20 protein-coding genes and 1 pseudogene are annotated in these 20607 nt (G+C 66.1%); 5 read left to right on the top strand and 16 right to left on the bottom strand.

Translation table 11 applies throughout. The features are described from left to right. Positions 1-14: 14 nt before the first annotated feature. The 3 genes from HV798_RS06605 to dprA form a co-directional block, all read right to left on the bottom strand. Positions 15-488, bottom strand: coding sequence for a PH domain-containing protein (locus HV798_RS06605; protein WP_175191562.1), 474 nt, complete (start codon positions 486-488; stop codon positions 15-17). 96 nt (positions 489-584) lie between these two features. After that, positions 585-1493, bottom strand: a complete 909-nt coding sequence (locus tag HV798_RS06600; RefSeq protein WP_025141060.1) for a hydroxymethylglutaryl-CoA lyase — start codon at positions 1491-1493, stop codon at positions 585-587. A 74-nt stretch (positions 1494-1567) separates the two neighbouring features. Next, the gene (dprA, locus tag HV798_RS06595; RefSeq protein WP_175191563.1) at positions 1568-2683 is read right to left on the bottom strand and encodes a DNA-processing protein DprA; all 1116 of its coding nucleotides are present in this window, start codon (positions 2681-2683) and stop codon (positions 1568-1570) included. A gap of 248 nt (positions 2684-2931) precedes the next feature. Between dprA and def the strand changes: the two genes are divergently transcribed. Both def and fmt read left to right on the top strand, forming a co-directional pair. Further along, on the top strand, positions 2932-3444 hold the full coding sequence (def, locus tag HV798_RS06590; RefSeq protein WP_025141062.1) for a peptide deformylase: 513 nt from the start codon (positions 2932-2934) through the stop codon (positions 3442-3444). A gap of 31 nt (positions 3445-3475) precedes the next feature. Next, entirely contained in the window at positions 3476-4417 is a 942-nt protein-coding gene (fmt, locus tag HV798_RS06585) for a methionyl-tRNA formyltransferase (RefSeq protein WP_175191564.1), read from the top strand. A 62-nt stretch (positions 4418-4479) separates the two neighbouring features. Here fmt and HV798_RS06580 read toward each other — a convergent pair whose 3' ends face one another. The 4 genes from HV798_RS06580 to HV798_RS06565 are packed head-to-tail and all read right to left on the bottom strand — an operon-like array spanning position 4480 to position 6854. Beyond that, positions 4480-4995 (bottom strand): class IV adenylate cyclase, encoded by a 516-nt coding sequence (locus HV798_RS06580; RefSeq protein ID WP_025141064.1) that lies wholly within the window; start codon positions 4993-4995, stop codon positions 4480-4482. A gap of 26 nt (positions 4996-5021) precedes the next feature. After that, complete coding sequence (locus HV798_RS06575; protein ID WP_025141065.1) at positions 5022-5648, bottom strand: HAD-IA family hydrolase; 627 nt, start codon at positions 5646-5648, stop codon at positions 5022-5024. Between the two features lie 20 nt (positions 5649-5668). Continuing rightward, positions 5669-6229 carry a hypothetical protein gene (locus tag HV798_RS06570; RefSeq protein WP_175191565.1) on the bottom strand — a complete coding sequence of 187 codons (561 nt, stop codon included), beginning with the start codon at positions 6227-6229 and terminating at the stop codon, positions 5669-5671. 37 nt (positions 6230-6266) lie between these two features. Then, positions 6267-6854, bottom strand: coding sequence for an LOG family protein (locus HV798_RS06565; RefSeq protein ID WP_175191566.1), 588 nt, complete (start codon positions 6852-6854; stop codon positions 6267-6269). Between the two features lie 228 nt (positions 6855-7082). Here HV798_RS06565 and HV798_RS06560 point away from each other — a divergent pair, with 228 nt between their 5' ends. After that, entirely contained in the window at positions 7083-7643 is a 561-nt protein-coding gene (locus HV798_RS06560; RefSeq protein ID WP_425486124.1) for a ferritin-like domain-containing protein, read from the top strand. 99 nt (positions 7644-7742) lie between these two features. Here HV798_RS06560 and HV798_RS06555 read toward each other — a convergent pair whose 3' ends face one another. Continuing rightward, the gene (locus tag HV798_RS06555) at positions 7743-8129 is read right to left on the bottom strand and encodes a winged helix-turn-helix transcriptional regulator (protein WP_175191568.1); all 387 of its coding nucleotides are present in this window, start codon (positions 8127-8129) and stop codon (positions 7743-7745) included. 93 nt (positions 8130-8222) lie between these two features. On the opposite strand from HV798_RS06555, the gene HV798_RS06550 reads away from it, so the two are divergent. Beyond that, the gene (locus HV798_RS06550) at positions 8223-8540 is read left to right on the top strand and encodes a DMT family transporter (RefSeq protein WP_175191569.1); all 318 of its coding nucleotides are present in this window, start codon (positions 8223-8225) and stop codon (positions 8538-8540) included. A 43-nt stretch (positions 8541-8583) separates the two neighbouring features. On the opposite strand, the gene rimO is transcribed toward HV798_RS06550, so the two are convergent. The 8 genes and pseudogenes from rimO to HV798_RS06505 all read right to left on the bottom strand — a co-directional run bounded on the left by rimO (position 8584) and on the right by HV798_RS06505 (position 19093). After that, on the bottom strand, positions 8584-9900 hold the full coding sequence (gene rimO / locus HV798_RS06545) for a 30S ribosomal protein S12 methylthiotransferase RimO (RefSeq protein ID WP_175191570.1): 1317 nt from the start codon (positions 9898-9900) through the stop codon (positions 8584-8586). A 190-nt stretch (positions 9901-10090) separates the two neighbouring features. Then, positions 10091-11185, bottom strand: coding sequence for a helix-turn-helix domain-containing protein (locus HV798_RS06540; protein WP_175191571.1), 1095 nt, complete (start codon positions 11183-11185; stop codon positions 10091-10093). A gap of 148 nt (positions 11186-11333) precedes the next feature. Beyond that, positions 11334-12667, bottom strand: a pseudogene (locus HV798_RS31650) (OprD family outer membrane porin). A gap of 138 nt (positions 12668-12805) precedes the next feature. Further along, positions 12806-13777 (bottom strand): PDR/VanB family oxidoreductase, encoded by a 972-nt coding sequence (locus tag HV798_RS06525; RefSeq protein ID WP_175191573.1) that lies wholly within the window; start codon positions 13775-13777, stop codon positions 12806-12808. Positions 13778-13797: 20 nt separating this feature from the next. Continuing rightward, positions 13798-15246 carry an NAD-dependent succinate-semialdehyde dehydrogenase gene (locus tag HV798_RS06520; protein ID WP_175191574.1) on the bottom strand — a complete coding sequence of 483 codons (1449 nt, stop codon included), beginning with the start codon at positions 15244-15246 and terminating at the stop codon, positions 13798-13800. Positions 15247-15311: 65 nt separating this feature from the next. After that, positions 15312-16448 (bottom strand): aromatic ring-hydroxylating oxygenase subunit alpha, encoded by a 1137-nt coding sequence (locus tag HV798_RS06515; protein ID WP_175191575.1) that lies wholly within the window; start codon positions 16446-16448, stop codon positions 15312-15314. Positions 16449-16487: 39 nt separating this feature from the next. Then, the gene (locus HV798_RS06510) at positions 16488-18113 is read right to left on the bottom strand and encodes a BCCT family transporter (RefSeq protein WP_175191576.1); all 1626 of its coding nucleotides are present in this window, start codon (positions 18111-18113) and stop codon (positions 16488-16490) included. Positions 18114-18460: 347 nt separating this feature from the next. Then, entirely contained in the window at positions 18461-19093 is a 633-nt protein-coding gene (locus HV798_RS06505; RefSeq protein ID WP_175191577.1) for a LysE family translocator, read from the bottom strand. Positions 19094-19256: 163 nt separating this feature from the next. Here HV798_RS06505 and rsmB point away from each other — a divergent pair, with 163 nt between their 5' ends. After that, positions 19257-20594 (top strand): 16S rRNA (cytosine(967)-C(5))-methyltransferase RsmB, encoded by a 1338-nt coding sequence (rsmB, locus tag HV798_RS06500; protein ID WP_175191578.1) that lies wholly within the window; start codon positions 19257-19259, stop codon positions 20592-20594. Positions 20595-20607 lie beyond the last annotated feature (13 nt).

Raw genomic sequence — 20607 nt, 5'->3', positions numbered from 1 at the left:
CGAGGGCTTGCGGCTCAACTGCGCCGGTACAGTTCGGCAATCTTGGTGAATGCGTTGCGCAGTTCGCGTGTGCCGCCCTGGAAGATCACGGGCCGTCCGCTATGCGTGAACACCACCAGCCGCTTGGAAAACAGCATCGGCACGAACCGCGCGCCGCGCACGTCTTCCCAGGCGACCTCGCGGCGCGCGAACCAGCTTTGGCGCAGGCCATGTTCGTCGATGGTGGTGATGGATGTCTGCATGTGCCAGGAGATGAACAACAGGCCGATGAAGCACAGTCCCACGCCCACGGCCAGCGCAGCGTCGAATGGCTGCGCGGGGGCGCGGATGGCGGTCGTGACGACCTGCACGCCCAGCACGGCCAGGATGACCCAGGTCAGGATGCGGACCCAGTCCGGCCATGCCTGTCCCGACAGGGGCAGGGGGCCGATGGCGCGCAGCAGGGCGGCAAGTTCCTCGGGCGGAGGGGCGGAGACGGGGGACGTCATGCGGCTGCGGAATTCCGATAGCGTTGCGAGAAGATGCGCGCCAGGCGGTCCTGGCGCTCACGCGAAACGCGCGCAGCCATTCTACGAGGTTTCGCGTCAGGCGGCCCGCTTGGCGGCAATGGCGTTGCCGGCCCGGCTGGAGCCCTTGCGGTTCAGGTTGGCCGACATCCATTGGCCGATGTCGACCACGGCGTCGAAGTCCACGCCCGTGTCGATATCCAGGCCGCGCAGCATGTACAGCACGTCTTCGGTGGCCACGTTGCCGGTGGCGCCCTTGGCATAGGGGCAGCCGCCCAGGCCCGCCACCGACGCGTGGAAGATCGAGATGCCGGTTTCCAGCGATGCCAGGATGTTGGCCAATGCCTGGCCGTAGGTGTCGTGGAAATGGCCCGACACGCGCGCCGGGTCCACCACGCGGGTGACCGCCGCCATCACATCGCGCACACGTTGCGGCGTGCCCACGCCGATGGTGTCGGCGACGTCGATTTCATCGACCTGCATGGCCAGGTAGCGCTGGGCCACGTCGACCACCGCGTCGATCGGCACTTCGCCCTGGTAGGGACAGCCCAGCGCGCAACTGATGCTGCCGCGCACGCGGATGCCGGCTTCGCGGGCGGCCTGCACCACGGGCTCGAAGCGCGCGATGGATTCGGCGATGGAGCAATTGATGTTCTTTTGCGAGAAGGCTTCGCTCGCCGCACCGAAAATGACGATCTCGTCTGCGCCGGCGGCCAGCGCGCCTTCGAAGCCCTTCATGTTGGGCGTCAGCACCGAATAGATCGTGCCGGGGCGGCGCTCGATGCGCGCCATGACGTCGGCGCCGTCGGCCATTTGCGGCACCCATTTGGGCGACACGAACGAGGCCGCCTCGACATTGGGAAAGCCGGCCGCGGCCAGGCGGTTGACCAGTTCCACCTTGATGTCGGTGGACACGAATTCTTTTTCATTCTGCAGGCCGTCGCGGGGGGAAACCTCGACGATCTTGACGCGGGAGGGCAAAGCCATGTCTCTTCCTGTATCGGTATCGGGCGGCGGCCGCGGCAACTCGACGGCGCCATCGTCAATATTAGCGCCAACGCCTATTTCAGGCGCTGGAAGCGGCCATCGTCCAGGCGCGCCACGCGGGCGGCCAGTTCCAGTTCCAGCAATTGCGCCTGCAGCGTGGCCGTATCCAGGCCGCAGCGCGCCTGGATGGCATCCAGGTGCAGGGGGTCGAACCCCAGGGCATCGAGCACGGGGTGGTCGGGCAAGGCGGCGGGCGCCGGCGCCTTGGTGCGGGCGGTGCCGGGTGTGGGGCCGCCGCCCAGTTCGTCGGTGATGTCGGCGGCGGTCTCCACCAGCTTGGCGCCCTGGCGGATCAGGGCATGGCAGCCCCGCGACAGCGGCGAATGGATGGAACCCGGAATGGCGAAGACCTCGCGCCCGCTTTCGCCGGCCAGTCGCGCGGTGATGAGGGACCCGCTTTGCTTGGCGGCCTCGACCACCAGCACGCCGCGCGCCAACCCCGCCACGATGCGGTTGCGCTTGGGAAAGTGCTGCGGCAGGGCGCCCGTGCCCAGCGGCAGTTCGGACACCAGCGCGCCGTGGGCGGCAATGCGGTGCGCCAGGTCGCGGTGCTTGGCGGGATAGATGCGGTCGATGCCGGTGCCCATCACTGCGACCGTGCCTGCGCCGCCCGGGCCGGCATCCAGCGCGCCTTCGTGAGCCGCCGCGTCGATGCCCAATGCCAGCCCGCTGATGACCCGCCAGCCGCTGCCCGCCAGGTGGCGAGCGAAGGCGCGGGCATTTTCCTGGCCGCCCGGCGTGGCGTTGCGCGCGCCCACCACGGCCAGCGCCTGTCCTTGCAGATAGGCCGGATCGCCGGTCACGTAGAGCAGGATGGGCGGGTCGGCGATGGTGAGCAGGCTTTGCGGATAGGCGGGGTCGGCCAGGGTCAGGATGTGGTGACCGGGGGTGTCGACCCATTGCAGGGCGCTGTCGACCTGCGCGGCCATGTCGGCGGGCATGGGGGCGGCCAGCTGGCGCGCCAGCGCGTCGGGCACCTGGCGCATCAGGGCGCTGGCCCGCTGCGCGTAGATCTGTTCCGGCAGGCCCAGCGCACCCAGCAAGGTACAGGCTGTGGCGGAGCCGACCCCGGGTTCCAGGGACAGGCGCAGCCAGGCGGACAATTCGGCAACAGTGTGGGTCAGCGGCATGAAAACGAGCGCCGGCGGGCCGGCAGGGACGGTGGGCAGGGGAGGGGCGCGCGGCGCCGGTCGTCCGAGAGTGTCGCACGGCCACGGCACAGGCCAGGATAGGGGCGGATCGATTCGTCCCGGATCGGTGCCCGAAAACGGGGGCAGGTTGATCCGTGCAATCTTCCGTTTAGCCGAAAACTATTAGAAATCAAGACTCTAATGAATTAAACTCTTATCCAGGCACTTATTACTGACGACCCCTTTCAATGGCTTTACTTCCTATTCTTCGCTACCCGGATCCGCGCTTGCACAAAGTGGCCAAGCCGGTCGCCGAGGTCGATGACCGCATCCGCCAACTGGTGCGCGACATGGCCGACACCATGTACGACGCGCCGGGCGTGGGCCTGGCCGCAACCCAGGTCGACGTGCACGAGCGCGTGGTCGTCATCGACGTGTCTGAAGAAGGCAACCAGCTGCTGGTGCTGATCAACCCCGAGATCACCTGGCACAGCGACGACCACAAGATCTACGAAGAAGGCTGCCTGTCCGTGCCCGGCGTGTACGATGAAGTCGAGCGCGCCTCGCGCATTCGCTGCAAGGCGCTGGATATCGACGGCAAGCCTTTCGAATTCGACGCAGACGGCCTCCTGGCGGTGTGCGTGCAGCACGAACTGGATCACCTTGAAGGCAAGGTGTTCGTCGAGTACCTGTCTTCGCTGAAGCAGAACCGCATCAAGACCAAGCTGAAAAAGGCCGAGCGCGAAGCGCTGCGCGCCTGATGCCCGTTTCCTTTCTTCTGGTCAGACCCCCATGCGCCTAGTTTTCGCCGGCACGCCGGAATTCGCCCGTATCGCCTTCGACGCCTTGCGGGCGGCGGGCCACGATATTCCCCTGGTCATGACGCAGCCTGACCGTCCCGCGGGGCGGGGGCTCAAGCTCACGCCCAGCCCGGTCAAGCAGGCCGCGCTGGATGCCGGCATTGAAGTCGCCCAGCCGCGCAGCCTGCGTCTGGACGGCCGCTATCCCGACGAGGCCGCCCAGGCTCGCGAACTGCTCGAGCGCGTGGCGCCCGACGTCATGGTGGTGGCGGCGTACGGCCTGATCCTGCCGCAATGGGTGCTGGACCTGCCGCGCCTGGGCTGCCTGAACATCCACGCCAGCCTGTTGCCGCGCTGGCGCGGCGCCGCGCCCATCCAGCGCGCCATCGAGGCGGGCGATGCCCGTACCGGCGTCACCATCATGCAGATGGATGCGGGCCTGGATACAGGTGACATGCTGCTGGAACGCGTGGTGCCCATTCATGACGACACCACGGCAGCGCAATTGCACGATGCCTTGGCCGTGGCCGGCGGCGAGGCCATCGTCGCCACGCTGGCCGCGCTGGAACAAGGCGGCCTGACGCCGGTTCGCCAGCCCGAGGACGGCGTGACCTACGCCGCCAAGCTGGACAAGGCCGAGGCGGCGCTCGATTGCAGCCAGTCTGCCGCTTTGTTGGCGCGCCGCGTGCGTGCGTTCAATCCCGTGCCTGGCGCCAGCATCCGCTTGCCCGGCCTGGACGACCCGGTGAAGGTGTGGCGCGCCCAGGCGCTGGACCAGGCCGCCGCGGCCGCGCCTGGCAGCGTGCTGCGCGCGGATGCCCAGGGCATCGATATCGCGACCGGCGACGGCGTACTGCGCTTGCTGGAATTGCAGAAGGCGGGTGGCAAGCGCCAGCCCGTGGACGTGTTCGTGCGGGGCTGGCAGCCGGCCTGACGCTGCTTGTGGCGGCCCTGGCGCTCCAGGCGCCGCTCGCCGGCTCTCCAGCGGGTAGGGTTTCAGCCCTGCGTGGCCAATAGATCCAGATACGCACCCGACAGCAACTGTTCGGGCTTGACCTGCAGGCTGGCCAGCAGCTCGTGGGCTTCGGCCATGCCGGCCTCGACGCTTTCGCCGTCGCGCAGCACCACTTCCAGTTCCAGGAAATCCCCCAGCCCTTCGACCCGGTCCAGATGGATGCGGGTGCGGCCTGTCATATGCAGCAGGCGTGTCTTGCGTACGCGGCCCGCAAGGCCATAGGCCAGCGTCAGGGTCTCGCGCAGGGTGTCCGGCGATGAGGTCGGTGAAATGACGTAGAAGCTTTCTTTCGGCCCGGTGGCGTCTGCGCGGCGATAGAAGATCAGCTCGCCGGTGCCGTCGGCAAAGACGCGCAGCTTGAGCCGGCCGTTGGGGCAGGCAAAGAACGTGTCATCCTGCACGATGGTGACAGGCGGCTTGCCGGACAGCGCCGCCGCCAGCGGTTCGACGGCGTCGACGCTGGAGATGCGGGCCTTGATTTCCACATTGCGTGCCATGCGGTTTTCCCTTGGCGACGGGCGCGTCAGTCTGCCAGCGCAGGCAGGTCGGCGACGCGCAGGAACAATTCGTCGGGGCCGCGTTCGCGCAGCGCATCGACGTGGTTGTAGCCCCAGGCCACCGACGCCACCCGTACGCCGGCCTTGCGCGCGGCATCGATGTCACGCATTTCGTCGCCTACCAGCAGGAAGCGTTCGGGCGCGGTGTCGTGGCGCTTGAGCAGCCGGTCGATCTTGGCCGGCTTGCCGAACAGGTCCGTGCCGCATTCGTAGTCGTCGAACAGGGCGACGGTATCGGGGCCCAGCACGCGCTGCACGTTCTCGAGTGAATTCGAGCTGACCACCGCCAACCGCATGCCGGCGGCCTTCAGGCGCGCCAGGGCATCGGGAATGCCGTCGAACAGGTGAACGCTGGGGTCGATTTCCTGCATGAGCGTGCGCACGTGCGCCATGATCGCGGGCAGCTTCCACAGCGGGATGCCCAGGAATTTCAGGATTTCCGAGGCTTCGCGGTGACGCAGCTGGTCGCGTTCGGCCGCGTCGATCTTGCGAAAGCCGTACTTGTCCGCGACCGTGTTCAGGATGGAATTGAACCAGGGCATGGTGTCTGCCAAGGTTCCGTCAAAATCAAAAGCTGCGATGTCGTATTTCAAGTAAGCAATCCGTTGCCGGTCTACATGGGGTGAAGCAGATACTGCACCACGGGGGCCAGGTCTTCAAGCGGCGGGGCGCCGGCCACCACGCGCTGCGCGTTGGTCCAGGGATACTCCAGCGCCAGCAGCCAGCCGAATACCGCCTCGGCATCGCCGGGCGGCAGCGTCACCATGGTCTCGATGGTGATGGTCAGGCGGTTGGCACGATAAGGGTCCGGCTGGAAGCCCCAGTCGTACCGGCCACAGCCCACGCGCACATTGCCGGTGGCCTTTTCCGTCATGCCGACAATCCAGTCGCAACGGTATTCCGGCAGGCACGCGCCGGCCTCGGGCCGGGCCAGGTAGAAGGTGTAGACGTTGTCGTAGGTCTGGCCGAACTTGCGCACCAGCGTGTCGGTGATGGCGGCCAAGCCGTGCGATTCAGGGGGAAAGGCGATGGCCTGTGTGCGCAGGGCCATCTTCAGCACCGCCTGTGGGGCGAAGGCGCGCGCCATGTAGTGCGGGCGGTTTTCGTCCTTGGCGTGGAAGTAGTCACGCAATACAGACTCGGTGCAGGCGAAAGACAACGGGCCGGTGGACATTGCGGGGGCGTTCCTTGGGGCGGGGTTGAGGGGGGCGTCAGGCCTTGACCGGCTCGAACCACTTCGAGACGTTGGGCGGTTCGTAGATCGCGTAGCGGTCCAGCAGCGTGGCGGGGTCGCTTTCGACCACCAGCATGTCGCGGTGCTGGGGGCGCATGAAGGCTTCGTCGACTGCGTGATCGACGAACTGCATCAGGGCGTCGTAGTAGCCGGCAATGTTCAGCAGCCCGCAGGGCTTCTGGTGCATGTTCAGCTGGGCCCAGGTCCAGACTTCGAAGAATTCTTCCAGCGTGCCGGCGCCGCCGGGCAGCGCGATGAAGCCATCGGCCTTTTCCATCATCATGGCCTTGCGCTCGTGCATGCTCTGCACCAGGTGCAATTCGGTCAGGCCGCGGTGCGCCTGCTCTTTCTTTTGCAGCAGTTCGGGAATGACCCCGATCACGCGGCCGCCGCCGGCCAGCACTTCGTTGGCGATCACGCCCATGATGCCGACCACCGAACCGCCATACACCAGGCCCAGGTCGCGCTTGACCAGCTCTCGGGCCAGCACACGGGCCTGTTCCAGGTACTCGGGGCGGGCGCCGGGGTTGGAGCCGCAATACACGCAGATGTTCTTCAGTGTCATATGACGCTATTTATAGCCTAGCCCGTTACAGATTGCGTCACGGGTCTTACGGGAAGCCGATAGTTTACGAGAAGCGTCGCCAGCGGTTTTTACCGGGGAAGCGAGGCCTGCAAACGGGGCCGTGGGCAATGTTTGGACACAGCATCTTTTCGAGCGGTAGGTAGACTGGATCGTTCGGAACGACTGGAAGTCCAGCGTCGTATGACCCACTCAAAAGGAGCTAACGATATGGAAAACACGACCCGCAACCGCGAAGCTGCACACCGCCCCTTCGAGATGGATGTGAAGGCGATCCGCGCCAAGGCGCGCCAGGACATCGAGTCTGGCGCGGTCACCGATACCTACCGCGCCGACCGCGAGCAAGTGCTCAAGCTGCTGAACGAAGCGCTGGCCACCGAAATCGTCTGTGTGCTGCGCTACAAGCGCCACTTCTTCATGGCCCGCGGCCTCAATGCCGAGCCGGTGGCCGCCGAATTCGCCGAACACGCCACCCAGGAACAAGACCACGCCGACAAGCTGGCCGAACGCATCGTGCAGCTGGGCGGCGAGCCCAACCTGTCGCCCAAGGGCCTGCTTGATCGCAGCCACTCGGAGTACGTCGAAGGCAAGACGCTCGAAGAGATGATCAAGGAAAACCTGATCGCCGAACGCATCGCCATCGACAGCTATCGCAAGATGATCGAGTACATCGGCGAACAGGATTCGACCACGCGCCGCTTGCTCGAAGAGATCCTGGCGGTCGAGGAAGAGCACGCCGACGATATGTCGGATTTCCTGGCCAAGCACTAGTCGCGGGGCAGGATGCGCCGGGCGGTACCGCCTGGCGTTCGCGCGGCGGGCATCCCGACGGGGTTGTTCGCCGTTGACGTTTCAGGGCATCGCTGCCCTTCAGTGTGGCGGGTGTGCCGCGTCGTGGCGGCGCGCTGCCGCGTCCAGCTGCGCATGATGCTGCTCGGCCCAGCGGTCCAGCGCCACCAGTGCCACGTTCAACGACCGGCCCAGTTCCGTCAGGTGGTAGCGCACGTGCGGCGGCACCGTGTGCAGGTCTTCGCGCCGCACCAGCCCGTGGCGCTCCAGCTCGCGCAGCGTCTGCGTCATGATCTTCTGCGAGATGCCGTCCAGCCTGCGCAGCAGTTCGCCATTGCGCAGCGGGCCTTGCGCCAGCGCCGGCAGGATCAGCGGCACCCACTTTCCGGAAATCAATTCAAGCGCGCGGCGCGAGGGGCAGGCGGCGTCAAAGACGTCTGCCGGTGCGCGATGCGAGGGGGGTGCCATGGAAGCCTTCCTGTAGTTACCAAAAGGTGCGTACTTGTGCCTGGGTAACTATAGGTCCTAATCTGGCCGCTGGTTGATTCTTGGGAGGCCGCGATGGCCTGGTGGATCTTGCTGGCCGCGAGCGCGGTGGAAATCGTGATGGCGCTGGCGTTGAAGTATGCGGACGGGTGGACGAGGTTCTGGCCCAGCGCCATCGGCATTGCCGCGGCCTTGGGCAGCATCTTCCTGTTGACGCTGGCGATGCGGAACCTGCCCGCGGGCACGGCCTATGCAGTCTGGACCGGCATCGGCTCGGTCGGCATCACGGTGTTGGGGATCGTGCTGTTCGGCGATTCGCCGTCTGCCGCGCGCCTGGCATGCATTGCGCTGATCGTGGGCGGGGTGGCGGGCTTGAAGCTGCTGGAAGCATGAGCGGCCAGCGGCCGGCGGCCAGGGCCGCCGGCAGGGTCTTGCCTCAGATCGTATCGGCCCAGAGGTCGTACTCGTCCGAGTCGGTGACGCGGGCGCGCACCAGATCACCGGGCTTGAGCACGCGGTCCGAGCTGACGTAGACGCAGCCGTCGATTTCCGGCGCGTCGGCGCTGCTGCGGCCCACGGCGCCATCTTCGTCCACTTCGTCGATCAGCACGTCGATCTCGCGGCCGACCTTACGGGCCAGGCGCGCGGTCGAGATGGACTGCTGCAGTTCCATGAAGCGTTCCCAGCGGTCCTGCTTGACGTCGTCGGGCACCGGGTTGTCCAGCAGGTTCGCGGGCGCGCCTTCCACCGGCGAATACTGGAAACAGCCGACGCGGTCGAGCTGGGCCTCTTGCATCCAGTCCAGCAGGTACTGGAAGTCTTCCTCGGTTTCGCCGGGAAAGCCGACGATGAAGGTCGAACGGATGGTCAGGTCCGGACAGATCTCGCGCCACTTCTTGATGCGGGCAAGCGTCTTGTCTTCAAAGGCCGGGCGCTTCATGGCCTTCAGGATGCGCGGGCTGGCGTGCTGGAACGGAATGTCCAGGTAGGGCAGGATCTTGCCCTCGGCCATCAGCGGAATCACTTCGTCCACGTGCGGGTACGGATACACGTAGTGCAGGCGCGTCCAGACGCCCATGTCGGACAAGGCCATACAGAGCTCGGTCATGCGGGTACGTACGGGCCGGCCGTTCCAGAAGCCGCTGCGGAACTTCACGTCCACGCCGTAGGCGCTGGTGTCCTGCGAGATCACCAGCAGTTCCTTCACGCCGGCCTTGACCAGGCGCTCGGCTTCGCTGAGCACGTCGCCCACGGGCCGGCTGACCAGGTCGCCGCGCATCGACGGGATGATGCAGAAGCTGCAGCGGTGATTGCAGCCTTCGGATATCTTCAGGTAGGCGTAGTGGCGCGGCGTGAGCTTGACGCCCTGCGGCGGCACCAGGTCCAGGTAGGGGTTGTGGTCTTTCTTGGGCGGGGCGGCATCGTGCACGGCCCGCACCACTTCTTCGTACTGCTGCGGTCCGGTCACGGACAGCACGCTGGGGTGCACCTTGCGGATCACCGATTCCTCGACGCCCATGCAGCCGGTGACGATGACCTTGCCGTTCTCGGCCAGCGCTTCGCCAATGGCTTCGAGCGATTCGGCCTTGGCGCTGTCGATGAAGCCACAGGTGTTGACCACGACGACGTCGGCGTCGTTGTACTCGGGCGTGACTTCGTACCCTTCGGTGCGCAGTTGGGTCAGGATGCGTTCGGAGTCGACCAGGGCTTTAGGACAGCCCAGGCTGACAAAGCCGACTTTGGGGGAAGACATGGAATACCTCGGTGGGCGCTAGCCGGCGCCAGTGATCAAATACTGCGCAATTTTAGCGCGGCAGGGCGGGGGGCCGTTATTTTAGCGGGTCGTCGGGCGGGACGCCGGATTTAATGCGTCCCTGAATAAATGAAAGGGGGTGGCCTTGGGGCCGACGCGAGGGCCGGTCCGAAGGCGCTTTGGCGCAGTGTCAGCGGCGCTTCTTGTCGCTGTCTGCCTGCTGTTCCAGTTCGTGGATGCGCTGCTGCAACGCGTCCACTTGCTGGCGGTAGTCGCTGACATCGCTGTAGACGCACAGGATACGTCCTTGTGCGTCATCGGCCTGGTCGCGTTGCAGCGCCGCGTGCACGCGCACCCAGGTATAGCTGCCGTCCTTGCGGCGCAGCCGCTTTTCCATGACGCTTTCGGAAATCTCGCCCTTGAGCAGGCGCGACAGGGTCTGCAGGTTGGCGGGCAGGTCGTCGGGGTGGGTGAGGGCCTGGAAAGTCTGCCCGGCAAGTTCCGCCGGGTCATAGCCCAGCAGGGCGCACAAGGGCGGGTTGACCCGCCGCCAGCCGCCGTCCAGGTCCAGCCAGGCCATCGGTACGCCGGCCTGCTCGAAGAAGGTGCGAAAGCGCTCTTCGCTGCGACGCAGTTTTTCTTCCGCCAGCTTGCGGTCGGTGCTTTCCATGCTGATGCCGATCATCTTGACCAGCCGGCCGGCACTATCGCGCAGCGAGGCGCCGCGCGAGGTGATCCAGCGCACCGAGCCATCGCTTTGAATGATCCGGAAATCGTATTCGTAGCTGCTGCCGTCTTCCATGCATTGGCGATAGATGCGTTGCAGCGCTTCGACGTCTTCCGGCACTACGTGAATCCAGAAGTCTTCGTTGCGGCGCACCGGCCAGCCGTACACGTCTTTCACGTTCGCGGAATACGACACCGCGTCCGTCAGCCAATTCCATTCCCACGTGACGATACGGGCGTTTTCCTGCGCCAGTTTCATGCGGGCTTCGTTTTCCATGATTTCGGCCGTGTAGCGACGGCGCACTTCTGTCATGGGCAGTTCGACGACTTCGGTCTGCTGCACATCGCGCAGCGCGTCTTCGCCGTAGCGCAGCCAGATCCAGTTGACGTCCAGCAGTTGCGCCAGCTTGCGCAGATTGCCGTAATCGATTTCGCCGCCGCGGGTCCATTTATGCACGGCCGTGCGGGAGACGTCCAAGGCGTTGGCCACGGACTGCAAGGAGAGTTTGCGGTGTTCCAGTAATTCTTTGAGGTGTAGTGAAAAGCTGTTTTCCGTCATGACTCTGCTGTCCCCGACCAGCGGTCAGTATAGCCGAGCGTCCCATAATGCAGCCTCTTCTATTGACAGTGAAAATGCAATGCAGTAGCGCCTTTTCAAGCGCTTCAAACGTGGTATTTGGCGTGCCATCGGCCGCGATGCCGCGCAGTCAGAATATCGGCAGCGGGTATTCGAAAATCAGGCGAAATTGATTGGATGAGGCGCCTGACGTGCCCTGCGTCATGCGATGCACGGCGTAGCGCAGCCGTATGGCCAGATTGCGTGCGCTGCCCGATTGCACCAAGTAGCGCAGGTCCACGTCGCTTTCCCAGTGCTTTTCACCGCTGGCGTAGTAGGCGTAGGGGCTGGTACGGTCGAGATGGCTGCCATCGGCGCCCGAACCGCGCACGTAGCGCAGCTGCACGCTGGCGCCGGGCACTTGCAGGGCGTCGAGCTTGCCCAGGTCCAGCGCGTAGAAGAATCCCCACGATTTCTCATGCGGGCCATTGAAGTCGGCAAGCTGCGATGAATTGGGCAGGAATATCGAGTCGTGATAAGTGCCTGGCCCCATGCCCAGGTAATCCAGCGGCTGGTCGCCATGCACCTGCTGGCGCGCGATCTTGAAGGTATGGGCGCCGGCTGTGTAGGACAGCGCCAGCCCCCAGGCGGTCACGTCGATGTCGCCCGCGCGCTTGGCGCCGGCATCGACCGACCGGTAGGCGGACAGGCCAGGTTCAAGGCGTTGTCGCGGGGCAGCTTCCAGGTGTGGCCTGCCGATAGGTAGAGCTGCTTCCAGATGTCCCGGAATTCGCTGCCATAGGCACTGAGGCGGGTGGCAGGGTCCAGCTCGTGGCGGCCGCCCAGGAACACCACCTGGTCGGTGCTGACGCCGGAGTAGGACGCATAGAAGCGGCCGTCGTGGCTGACCTGGTTGAAGTCGCGGGCTTTGGTCATGCGGCCTGCTTCCAGGAAGGTGTCCGAGCGAGGCTGGCTGGTCAGCCACAGCCCGGTGGCAGACGAGGGCAACAGACGCGTGTCGGCTGGCGCGAATACCGGGTTGTAGGGGCGCAGGTTGTTGCCGTAGCGCAGCTCGCTGGCAAACCCCTTCAGCTTGAGCGCCCCTTCGGCCGTGCTGGATTCATCGTGCACGCCGCCCTTGCCGTCCGGCACCAGCACGCCCGCCCGTCCAAGATATTGGCTGTCGCCACCCAGCCGCACGACGCCGTAGGCATTCAGATCCACCCCCAGCCCCACCACACCGGGCGTATAGCCGGACTGGAACGCCAGGCGCAAGGCCTGCCCCCACTCGCGGTTGTCGGGCAGCCCATGCTTGCGGTCGTGGTTCCAGTAGAGATTGCGCAGCAGCAGGTCCAGGTGCGAATCCCGCACGAAAACCGGCGTGTGGTCGGGTTCTGCTGGCGAGGTCTGTGGATAGGCCGGTGCGGCCAGCAAGGCGACCAGCAATGCGGCGCCTGCAAACGAACGGCAGATCAGCTTTCTCATCGTTATTCTCTTTGGCTGGGCAAAACGGGGTCTGCGCCGCTTGCCGGCAGGCAAGCGGACGGGGGGGGTGACGGGGTGGGATGACGGGGTGGGTTGACGGGGTGGGTTGACGGGGGATAGGGCCCGGCGGCGCCCGGCTTATAGATCGAGCACGAGGCGATCTCCGCGCGCGCGGGACACGCAGATCATCATGGTCTGTTGGGCGGCTTTTTCTTCGTCGCTGAGGTATTGGTCGAAATGTTCGGCCTGGCCTTCCAGGATGCGGGTCTCGCAGGTGCCGCATACGCCTTCGCGGCACAGGCATTCGACGTCGGCGGCGTTGGATGCCTCGATCGCCTGCAAGATGCTCGAGCCGGCCTCTACGCGCAGCTCGGTGCCCGAGCGGGCCAGCACGACCGTGAACGCCCCGCCGGGGGCGGGCGCGGCGGCAAACTGTTCCCAGTGCACACGGTCAGCCGGGATGCCGACCGCTGTGGCCGCGGCAATGACCGCATCGATCAGCGGCCGGGGGCCGCATACATACAGGTGGTCGTGTTCTTGCAGGCCTTGCGCCAGGGCGGCCAGATCCAGCTTTTCGCCTTGGCTGTCGACGTGAAAGCGCACGCGGGCCGCATACGGACTGCCGATCAGGTCGTCGCGAAACGCGGCGTGTTCGGGCGCGCGGTAGGCGTAGTGCAGTTCGTAGTTGGCCGCGCGGCGATGCAGTTCGGGAAGCTGGGCCAGGAACGGCGTGATGCCGATGCCGCCCGCCACCATCACGTGGCGTCCGTGGCTGTCGGCCAGCGCGAACAGGTTGTTGGGGGCGGTAATGACCAGCTCGCTGCCGGTGCTGACCTGCCCGTGCATGAACGCCGAGCCGCCGCGCGACTGCTCTTCCAGCCGCACGCCGATCTGGTATTGCCGCGTATCGGCCGGGTCGCTCATCAGCGAATAGGCGTTGCTGAACCGCTTGCCCTGGGCATCATGCATCTGCACGATGACGTGGCTGCCGCCCGTGAATGGGGGCAAGGGTTCGCCGTCCAGGCGCTCAAGGGTAAAGCGCTTGACCCGTGCGCTGACCTGTTCGACGTCGGTGACGCGCACGTCGATGTTTTCGTGGGTTTTAGTCATGGGGCATCTCTACGCAGGCCTTAGACGGCCTGGCATACATATTTCATTTCCAGGTAGTCTTCGATGCCATGGCGTGAGCCTTCGCGCCCCAGCCCGGATTGCTTGACGCCACCAAACGGCGCGACCTCGTTCGAGATCATGCCGGTGTTGATGCCGACCATGCCGTACTCGAGCTGTTCAGCGACGCGCCATACGCGGCTGGCGTCGCGGGTGTAGAAGTACGCGGCCAGGCCGAACTCGGTGTCGTTGGCTTGCCGGATGACATCCTGCTCGTCGCGAAAGCGCACCAGCGGCGCCACAGGGCCGAAGATTTCCTCGCGCAGCACCCGCATGCCCGGCCGCACGTCGGCCAGCACGGTGGGGGCCATGAAGGTGCCGCCCAGAACATGCGGATCGCCGCCGGTCAGCAGGCGCGCGCCTTGGGCGCGGGCGTCGTCGACCAGCCCCTGTACCTGGGTCAGGGCCTTGGGGGTGATCAGCGGGCCGATCTGGCTGTCGGCCTGCAGGCCGGGGCCCACGCGCAACGTGGCGGCCTGGTCGGCAAAGCGGCGGGCGAAGGCGTCGTAGACCGCATCCTGCACGTAGATGCGGTTGACGCAGACGCAGGTCTGGCCGGCATTGCGGTACTTGGCCGCGATGGCGCCTTCCACGGCTGCGTCCAGATCGGCATCGTCGAACACGATGAACGGCGCGTTGCCGCCCAGTTCCAGCGACAGCTTCTTGATGGTGGGCGCGCACTGCGCCATCAAGAGCCGGCCGACGGCGGTGGAACCGGTGAAGCTGAGCTTGCGCACATCGGGGTGGCGAGTCAGCTCGCCGCCGATGGCGACCGCGTCGCCGGTGACGATGTTGAACACGCCGTCGGGGACGCCGGCCTGGGCGGCCAGCTCGGCCAGCGCCAGTGCGGAAAAGGGCGTTTCGTTGGCCGGCTTGAGCACCATGGTGCAGCCCGCGGCCAGTGCAGGGGCGACCTTGCGGGTGATCATCGCGGCCGGAAAGTTCCAGGGCGTGATGGCGGCGCAGACGCCGATGCCCTGACGCAGCACCATCAGGCGGCGGTCGGCGCGCGGGGCCGGGATCAATTCGCCGTAGACGCGTTTGCCTTCTTCGGCGAACCATTCCAGGAACGACGCGGCATAGCGGATTTCGCCCAGCGCCTCGGCCAGCGGTTTGCCTTGTTCGCGCGTCATCAAGTGCGCGAGTTCGGCCTCGTGCTGGATCATCAGGTCGAACCAGCGGCGCAGGATGTGCGAGCGTTCCTGGGCGGGGCGCGCGCGCCACGCGGGCAGGGCGCCGTGGGCGGCGGTGATGGCGCGGCGGGTTTCGGCTTCGCCCATGTCGGGCACCTGGCCCAGCGGCTGGCCGGTGGCGGGGTCGGTCACCGTGACCGTGGCGTGATTGTCGGCGTCGCACCAGTGGCCGGCAATGAAGGCCTGCTGGCGAAACAGGGAAGATTCGGTCGTGCGCATGGGAATCCTGGGCAGAATGGAAAAATGGCGTGCCCGGGCGGCAAGGCCTCGGGCACGCGGGCAGATCAGGTGCGGTCCTGGTGCGCTTGGGCCACCAGATGATGGAAGTGCGCAATGCCGTGTTCGCTTTGTCCGCTGCGCTGGCGGTCGACCATGATGCGGCCGCGGCCACGGTAGCCACGAGACTTCAGCCCCTTTTGCACGCTTTCCACCAGGCGCAGGTCTTCGGGGCGGAAGACGTCGCGATACCACTCGATCAGGGATTTCTGCTCGGCGGTCAGTTCCTTGTTCAGGAAGTAGATGTCGTAGTGCTGCAGGGTGATGCCGGCGCTGGACGGGAATTCATAGATGACCGTCATGAAGTTGCCCCCGGGCGGCGCATTGAACATGGTGCACGGCCAGGCCCAGAAGCCGGCGAATGACGGGTCTTTGACGCTGTCGTCGAACTGGAACGACTTGGGGGACGACTTGGCAACGCCGAATTGCAGGCTCCAGTTGCCGTGCATGGTGTGCGTGTACTGGCCGACGTCGACGGAATCGGCAAAGCCGGGGTGGGCCGGCGCGCAGTGGTAGCACTCCATGTAGTTGTCGACGATGCTTTTCCAGTTGGCCGGCGTTTCGGTGACGAAGCGCGCGGCCAGATGCAGGTCGTCGACGACCGGGCAGGCCTGGCGCAGGCGCGCCTGCAGGCCGGGCAGCTGGGATTCGACCGAGCCGGCGTCGGCGTTCATGTTGATGAAGATGAAGCCGGCATATTCCTCGACGCGCAGCCCGACCAGGCTGGAATTGGCCTTGTCGAAATCGACGACGTTGTCGCAGTTGCGCGCGTGGGCCAGGTCGCCATCGAGCTTGAAGGTCCAGGCGTGGTACGGGCAGGTAATGACGTTCTTGGCCTTGCCGTCGCCTTGCAGCAACTGATGGCCGCGATGGGGGCAGACGTTGTAGAAGGCGCGCAGCACGCCGTCGCGGCCGCGCACGACGATGATGCTTTCGCCAATGACGTCGCGGGTGATGTAGGCGTTGTTGTCGGCGACTTCGCTGCGATGGCCCACGCAGATCCAGCTGTTGGCGAAGATCTTTTCCTTCTCGTAGTCGTAGATGGCGTCGCTGGTGTAGTAGCTGGCGGGAATGGTGTGCGCCACGTCGACATTGGTGCAGAAGTCGGCGGGCAGGCGTTCGATGGTGTTCGTATTGGAATTCATGATGGGCTCCATGAGGTCAGGGGTACGGGAAAGCGGGGGTCAGGCCCGGGGGACGGGGATGGCGGCCGGCTCGGCTTGCGTGGCCGCGGCCTCGGCGGGCGGGGCGCCGACGGGGTCGGTGGCTGCCAGGCGGCGGGATTGCTCTTCGATCTGCTGGGCAGACAGGGCGCCGTAGTCTTGCGACAGCCAGCGGAACAGGCCGAACAGCATGATTCCCAGCACCAGCAGGAACGGGATGGTGGTGAGCACCACGGCGGTCTTCATGGTGTTCAGAGACACGTGGGCGAACAGCATGGCCAGCGGCAGCAGCGCCAGCATCACGCACCAGAACAATCGTAGCGTGGGGCTGGGGTCTTGCCCTTCTTTCAGGTTGCGGGTGCTGGTGGCGGCAATGGCGTAGCCGACCGCGTCCATGTGAGAGGCGCAGAACACGGCCATGATGAAAAGGAAGGCCGCCAGGAACACACCGCCCCAGGGCAGGCTGGTCAGCAGGGTGACCACCGCGGTTTCGCCGCTGTGTTCGGCCAGCAGGCGGGGCACGTCGACCGCCTGGGTCAGGTACTGATGCATGCTGAAGCTTTCCAGCGCACCGAAGAAGAACCAGCAGCCGGCGCTGCCGCCCAGCACCAGGGCGGCGATCACTTCCTTCATCGTGCGGCCGCGCGACACGCGGGTGACGAACATGGCGACGCCCGGCGCGTAGGAAATCCACCACAGCCAATAGAACACCGTCCAGCTGCGGGTGAACGCGCCATCGCCGGACGGATCGGTGAACAGGCTCATGCGCACCCAGTTCTGGATCATCAGGCCCAGGCCGTTGGTGATGTTGTTGATGGTGAACTGCGTGGGGCCGACAACCAGCACGATGGCGGAATAGGCCAGCGCGCCGATACAGACGATCTTGCTCAGGCGCTGCATGCCGCCGTCGATGCCGACGTAGGAACTGAGCGAGAACACCACCGAGATGATCGCGATGACGATGAACTGGGTCGTGAAGGTGTCCGGCATGCCGGTCAGCGCGGACAGGCCGCGGGTGAGCGTCGAGGCGGTCAGCGCCAGCGACACCGTCAGGGCGCCGAACATGGTGAAGACGAAGATCAGGTCGACCAGGCGGCCGACCCAGCCGTTGGCGCGCAGGCCGGTGACGGCTTCGACGATGGACGCCATGCCCAGGCCGCTCTTTTTGCGGACATGGAAGTGATACGCCAGGGCCAATGACGCGATGGCGTAGAGCGCCCAGGCGCTGATGCCCCAGTGAAAGAACGAATAGCTGATGCTGTACTCAAGCGCGTCGCGCGAACCGGCTGCCAGGTGCAGCCCGGGCGTCTGGTAGTAGTAGGCCCATTCCATGACGCCCCAGTACAGGGTGGACGAGCCCATGCCGGCACAGATGAACATGAACACCCACGTGGCGGTGGCGTATTCGGGCTTGCCGCTGCCCAGCCGGATGTTGCCGTACTTGCTGAAGGCGAGATACCCGGCGGCCAGCGCCGCCGCGAACACGAACACCAGCACCAGGGTGCCGAAGGCGCGGGTGGAAAACTCGAACAGCGTGCCGGCGAAGGCCTCGGCGGCGGCGGGAAAGGCCGCCAGGCCGATGACGGGAAGGGCGACGGCCACCAGGCTGGCGGCTATCAGGAAAAGGTCTGGCTTGGGGCGGTGCATGGGTTGTCTCCTGCTCCTCGGGGCTGTCCGGGGGAAGCCCCCTTGCAGTCGTGTTGTTAACTTATAGTTTACGTATAACCATAGATTAACTCGCAGGCCATAAGTCGACGAGCTAGGGAAAATCCCAAGCGGCACGGAATGTGTCGGGTCAGAATGCGGGTGGGGCCAGGGCTAGCCTGGGGCGCAGGGGGCAGGTCGCCGGCGGCGTGCAGGGCAAACCAGTGGGGAATATCAGACCGATTCCCGCCGTGGCGGGTCAGTCGACCATCAGGGAACGGCAATGGCGCAGGCAGCATGCCGCTTTTGGGGCGTGCCCCGTATGTCATGCGCCCAATGGCGCGGCCGGCTCAGGAACCGCTGCGGCGATACAACGCCAAGGTGCCGGCCAGGCCGATCATCAGCGTGCCGCAGACGCGGTTCAGCCAGCGCAGGCCCGACCCCTGGAATGCCCGCACCAATTGGGCGCCCAGGGTGGCATAGGCCAGCATGGTCGCCAGGTTCATCAGCGCCAGTACGCAGGCCACGGTCAGGTATTGCGGCAGCAAGGGAGCCTGGGTATTGATGAACTGCGGCAGGAATGCCGACATGAACAGCAGCAATTTCGGATTGGTGACCGCCACGACGAAGCTGCGCAAGCCGAGCTTCAGACCGTCGGGCCGGGCGGCGTCCGGCGCAGCGGCGGGCATGACCAGCGCTGCGTCCGATCGCAACATTTTCCAGCCCAGGTAGGCCAGGTAGGCCGCGCCCGCCCACTTCAGGAGGTGGAAGGCGACTTCGGAGGCCGCCAGCACCACCCCCAGCCCGGACGCCACCGCAGCGACCAGGATCAGGTCCGCCATGATGGCGCCGCCCATGCCCCAGCAGGCGGTGCGCACGCCGTGGCGCGAGCCGTTGCTCATCGCAAGCAGGACGGTGGGGCCGGGCGTCACGATGGCGACGGCCGAGGCCAGGATGAACAGCAGCAGCGTGGCGGTGGACATGGCGGGCTCCGTGGCAAGCGGCCAGTGTGACGCGGGCCGGGCGCTTCGTCCAGAGGGTGGGGCTGGCCGCCAACCTGGCTGCCGGCGCGTCTGGCTGCGCGCTGTCCGGGGCGCGCGGGCCGCGCCGGGCTACCATAGCGGTCTTATCCTTTGATTTCCTGCCATGTCCACGCGTTCCGACACCCCCCATCTCGCCCCGCCGCTTTCCGCCGTCCTGCTTTCCAGCGCGGGGGTGGTCGAGGACGTCCTGGACGGCCGGTCCCTGACTGACGCGCTTGTGGATGTCGATTCGGCCTTGCGGCCCGCCACCCAGGCGGTGTCGTTCCATGCCATGCGTTACCTGGGCTGGGCCGATGCGGTGGGCCGCGAGCTGGTGCAACGCTACCCCAACGTGCTGTTTGAATCCCTGTTACTGGTGTCGCTGACCCTGCTCAAAGCCGAGGGCGATGCTGCGGCGGCCATGCCGGGCATGCCGGTCTACGCGCCGCACACGGTGGTGGACCAGGCCGTGACGGCCGCGTCCAATACGCGCAGCCTGGCCTCGTTCAAGGGCCTGCTCAACGCCTGCCTGCGCCGCTTCCTGCGCGAGCGGGCGGCGCTGGACGCCGCCGTGGCGGACAGCCTGGAAGCCCAGTGGAACCACCCGGGCTGGTGGGTCAAGCAACTGCGCGTGGCCTATCCGCAGCAATGGCAGGCGATTTTGCAGTCGGCCAACGTACCGGCGCCGCTGACCCTGCGCGTGAACCGCCGCCGTGCCAGCCGCGAGCAGGTGCTGGCGGCTTTCGAGGCGGCAGGTCTGGCGGCCGATCCCGTGGGCGTGGCCGGCGTGGTGCTGGCTTCGCCCAAGCCCGTGACCCAGCTGCCCGGCTTTGCCGAAGGCTGGTGGTCGGTGCAGGACGCCGGCGCGCAACGCGCCGCGGAACTGCTGGCGCCCGCCGACGGCATGCGCGTGCTGGACGCCTGCTCGGCGCCCGGCGGCAAGACCGCTCATCTGCTGGAACTGGCCGACATCGACCTGCTGGCCCTGGACGCCGACGCCGATCGCCTAGTGCGGGTCGGCCAGAACCTGGACCGCCTGGGCCTGTCGGGCGACCGCGTGCGCCTGGAGGCGGCCGACGCCGCCGACCTGGACGCCTGGTGGGACGGCAAGCCCTTCGACGCCGTGCTGGCCGACGTGCCCTGCACGGCATCGGGCATCGTGCGGCGCCACCCGGACATCCGCTGGCTGCGCCGCGAAAACGACGTGCGCCGCACCGCCACCCTGCAGGCCAGGATCCTGGACGCGCTGTGGGCGACCGTGGCGCCCGGCGGCCGCCTGCTCTATGTGACGTGCTCGGTCTTTCCGATCGAGGGCGCGCGCCAGGCGCTGGAATTCCTGCAGCGCCACCCCGAGGCCCAGCGACTGGACGCGCCCGGCCAATTGCTGCCAGTTGCGGTCGATGCAACACCTGCGGAGCAACACGACGGGTTTTTCTACGCCTTGTTTGCCAAGGCGTCCTGAATCGCCAAGAATA

The organism is Achromobacter deleyi, from assembly GCF_902859705.1.
Taxonomy (GTDB): domain Bacteria; phylum Pseudomonadota; class Gammaproteobacteria; order Burkholderiales; family Burkholderiaceae_B; genus Achromobacter; species Achromobacter deleyi.
This window is presented reverse-complemented; position numbering and strand designations above follow the sequence as displayed.

Excerpts from the sequence above, each read along its gene's own strand:
- HV798_RS06605 (WP_175191562.1), bottom strand. The coding sequence starts at position 488 with ATGACGTCCCCCGTCTCCGCCCCTCCGCCCGAGGAACTTGCCGCCCTG.
- HV798_RS06600 (WP_025141060.1), bottom strand. The coding sequence starts at position 1,493 with ATGGCTTTGCCCTCCCGCGTCAAGATCGTCGAGGTTTCCCCCCGCGAC.
- dprA (WP_175191563.1), bottom strand. The coding sequence starts at position 2,683 with ATGCCGCTGACCCACACTGTTGCCGAATTGTCCGCCTGGCTGCGCCTG.
- def (WP_025141062.1), top strand. The coding sequence starts at position 2,932 with ATGGCTTTACTTCCTATTCTTCGCTACCCGGATCCGCGCTTGCACAAA.
- fmt (WP_175191564.1), top strand. The coding sequence starts at position 3,476 with ATGCGCCTAGTTTTCGCCGGCACGCCGGAATTCGCCCGTATCGCCTTC.
- HV798_RS06580 (WP_025141064.1), bottom strand. The coding sequence starts at position 4,995 with ATGGCACGCAATGTGGAAATCAAGGCCCGCATCTCCAGCGTCGACGCC.
- HV798_RS06570 (WP_175191565.1), bottom strand. The coding sequence starts at position 6,229 with ATGTCCACCGGCCCGTTGTCTTTCGCCTGCACCGAGTCTGTATTGCGT.
- HV798_RS06565 (WP_175191566.1), bottom strand. The coding sequence starts at position 6,854 with ATGACACTGAAGAACATCTGCGTGTATTGCGGCTCCAACCCCGGCGCC.
- HV798_RS06560 (WP_425486124.1), top strand. The coding sequence starts at position 7,083 with ATGGAAAACACGACCCGCAACCGCGAAGCTGCACACCGCCCCTTCGAG.
- HV798_RS06555 (WP_175191568.1), bottom strand. The coding sequence starts at position 8,129 with ATGGCACCCCCCTCGCATCGCGCACCGGCAGACGTCTTTGACGCCGCC.
- HV798_RS06550 (WP_175191569.1), top strand. The coding sequence starts at position 8,223 with ATGGCCTGGTGGATCTTGCTGGCCGCGAGCGCGGTGGAAATCGTGATG.
- rimO (WP_175191570.1), bottom strand. The coding sequence starts at position 9,900 with ATGTCTTCCCCCAAAGTCGGCTTTGTCAGCCTGGGCTGTCCTAAAGCC.
- HV798_RS06540 (WP_175191571.1), bottom strand. The coding sequence starts at position 11,185 with ATGACGGAAAACAGCTTTTCACTACACCTCAAAGAATTACTGGAACAC.
- HV798_RS06525 (WP_175191573.1), bottom strand. The coding sequence starts at position 13,777 with ATGACTAAAACCCACGAAAACATCGACGTGCGCGTCACCGACGTCGAA.
- HV798_RS06520 (WP_175191574.1), bottom strand. The coding sequence starts at position 15,246 with ATGCGCACGACCGAATCTTCCCTGTTTCGCCAGCAGGCCTTCATTGCC.
- HV798_RS06515 (WP_175191575.1), bottom strand. The coding sequence starts at position 16,448 with ATGAATTCCAATACGAACACCATCGAACGCCTGCCCGCCGACTTCTGC.
- HV798_RS06510 (WP_175191576.1), bottom strand. The coding sequence starts at position 18,113 with ATGCACCGCCCCAAGCCAGACCTTTTCCTGATAGCCGCCAGCCTGGTG.
- HV798_RS06505 (WP_175191577.1), bottom strand. The coding sequence starts at position 19,093 with ATGTCCACCGCCACGCTGCTGCTGTTCATCCTGGCCTCGGCCGTCGCC.
- rsmB (WP_175191578.1), top strand. The coding sequence starts at position 19,257 with ATGTCCACGCGTTCCGACACCCCCCATCTCGCCCCGCCGCTTTCCGCC.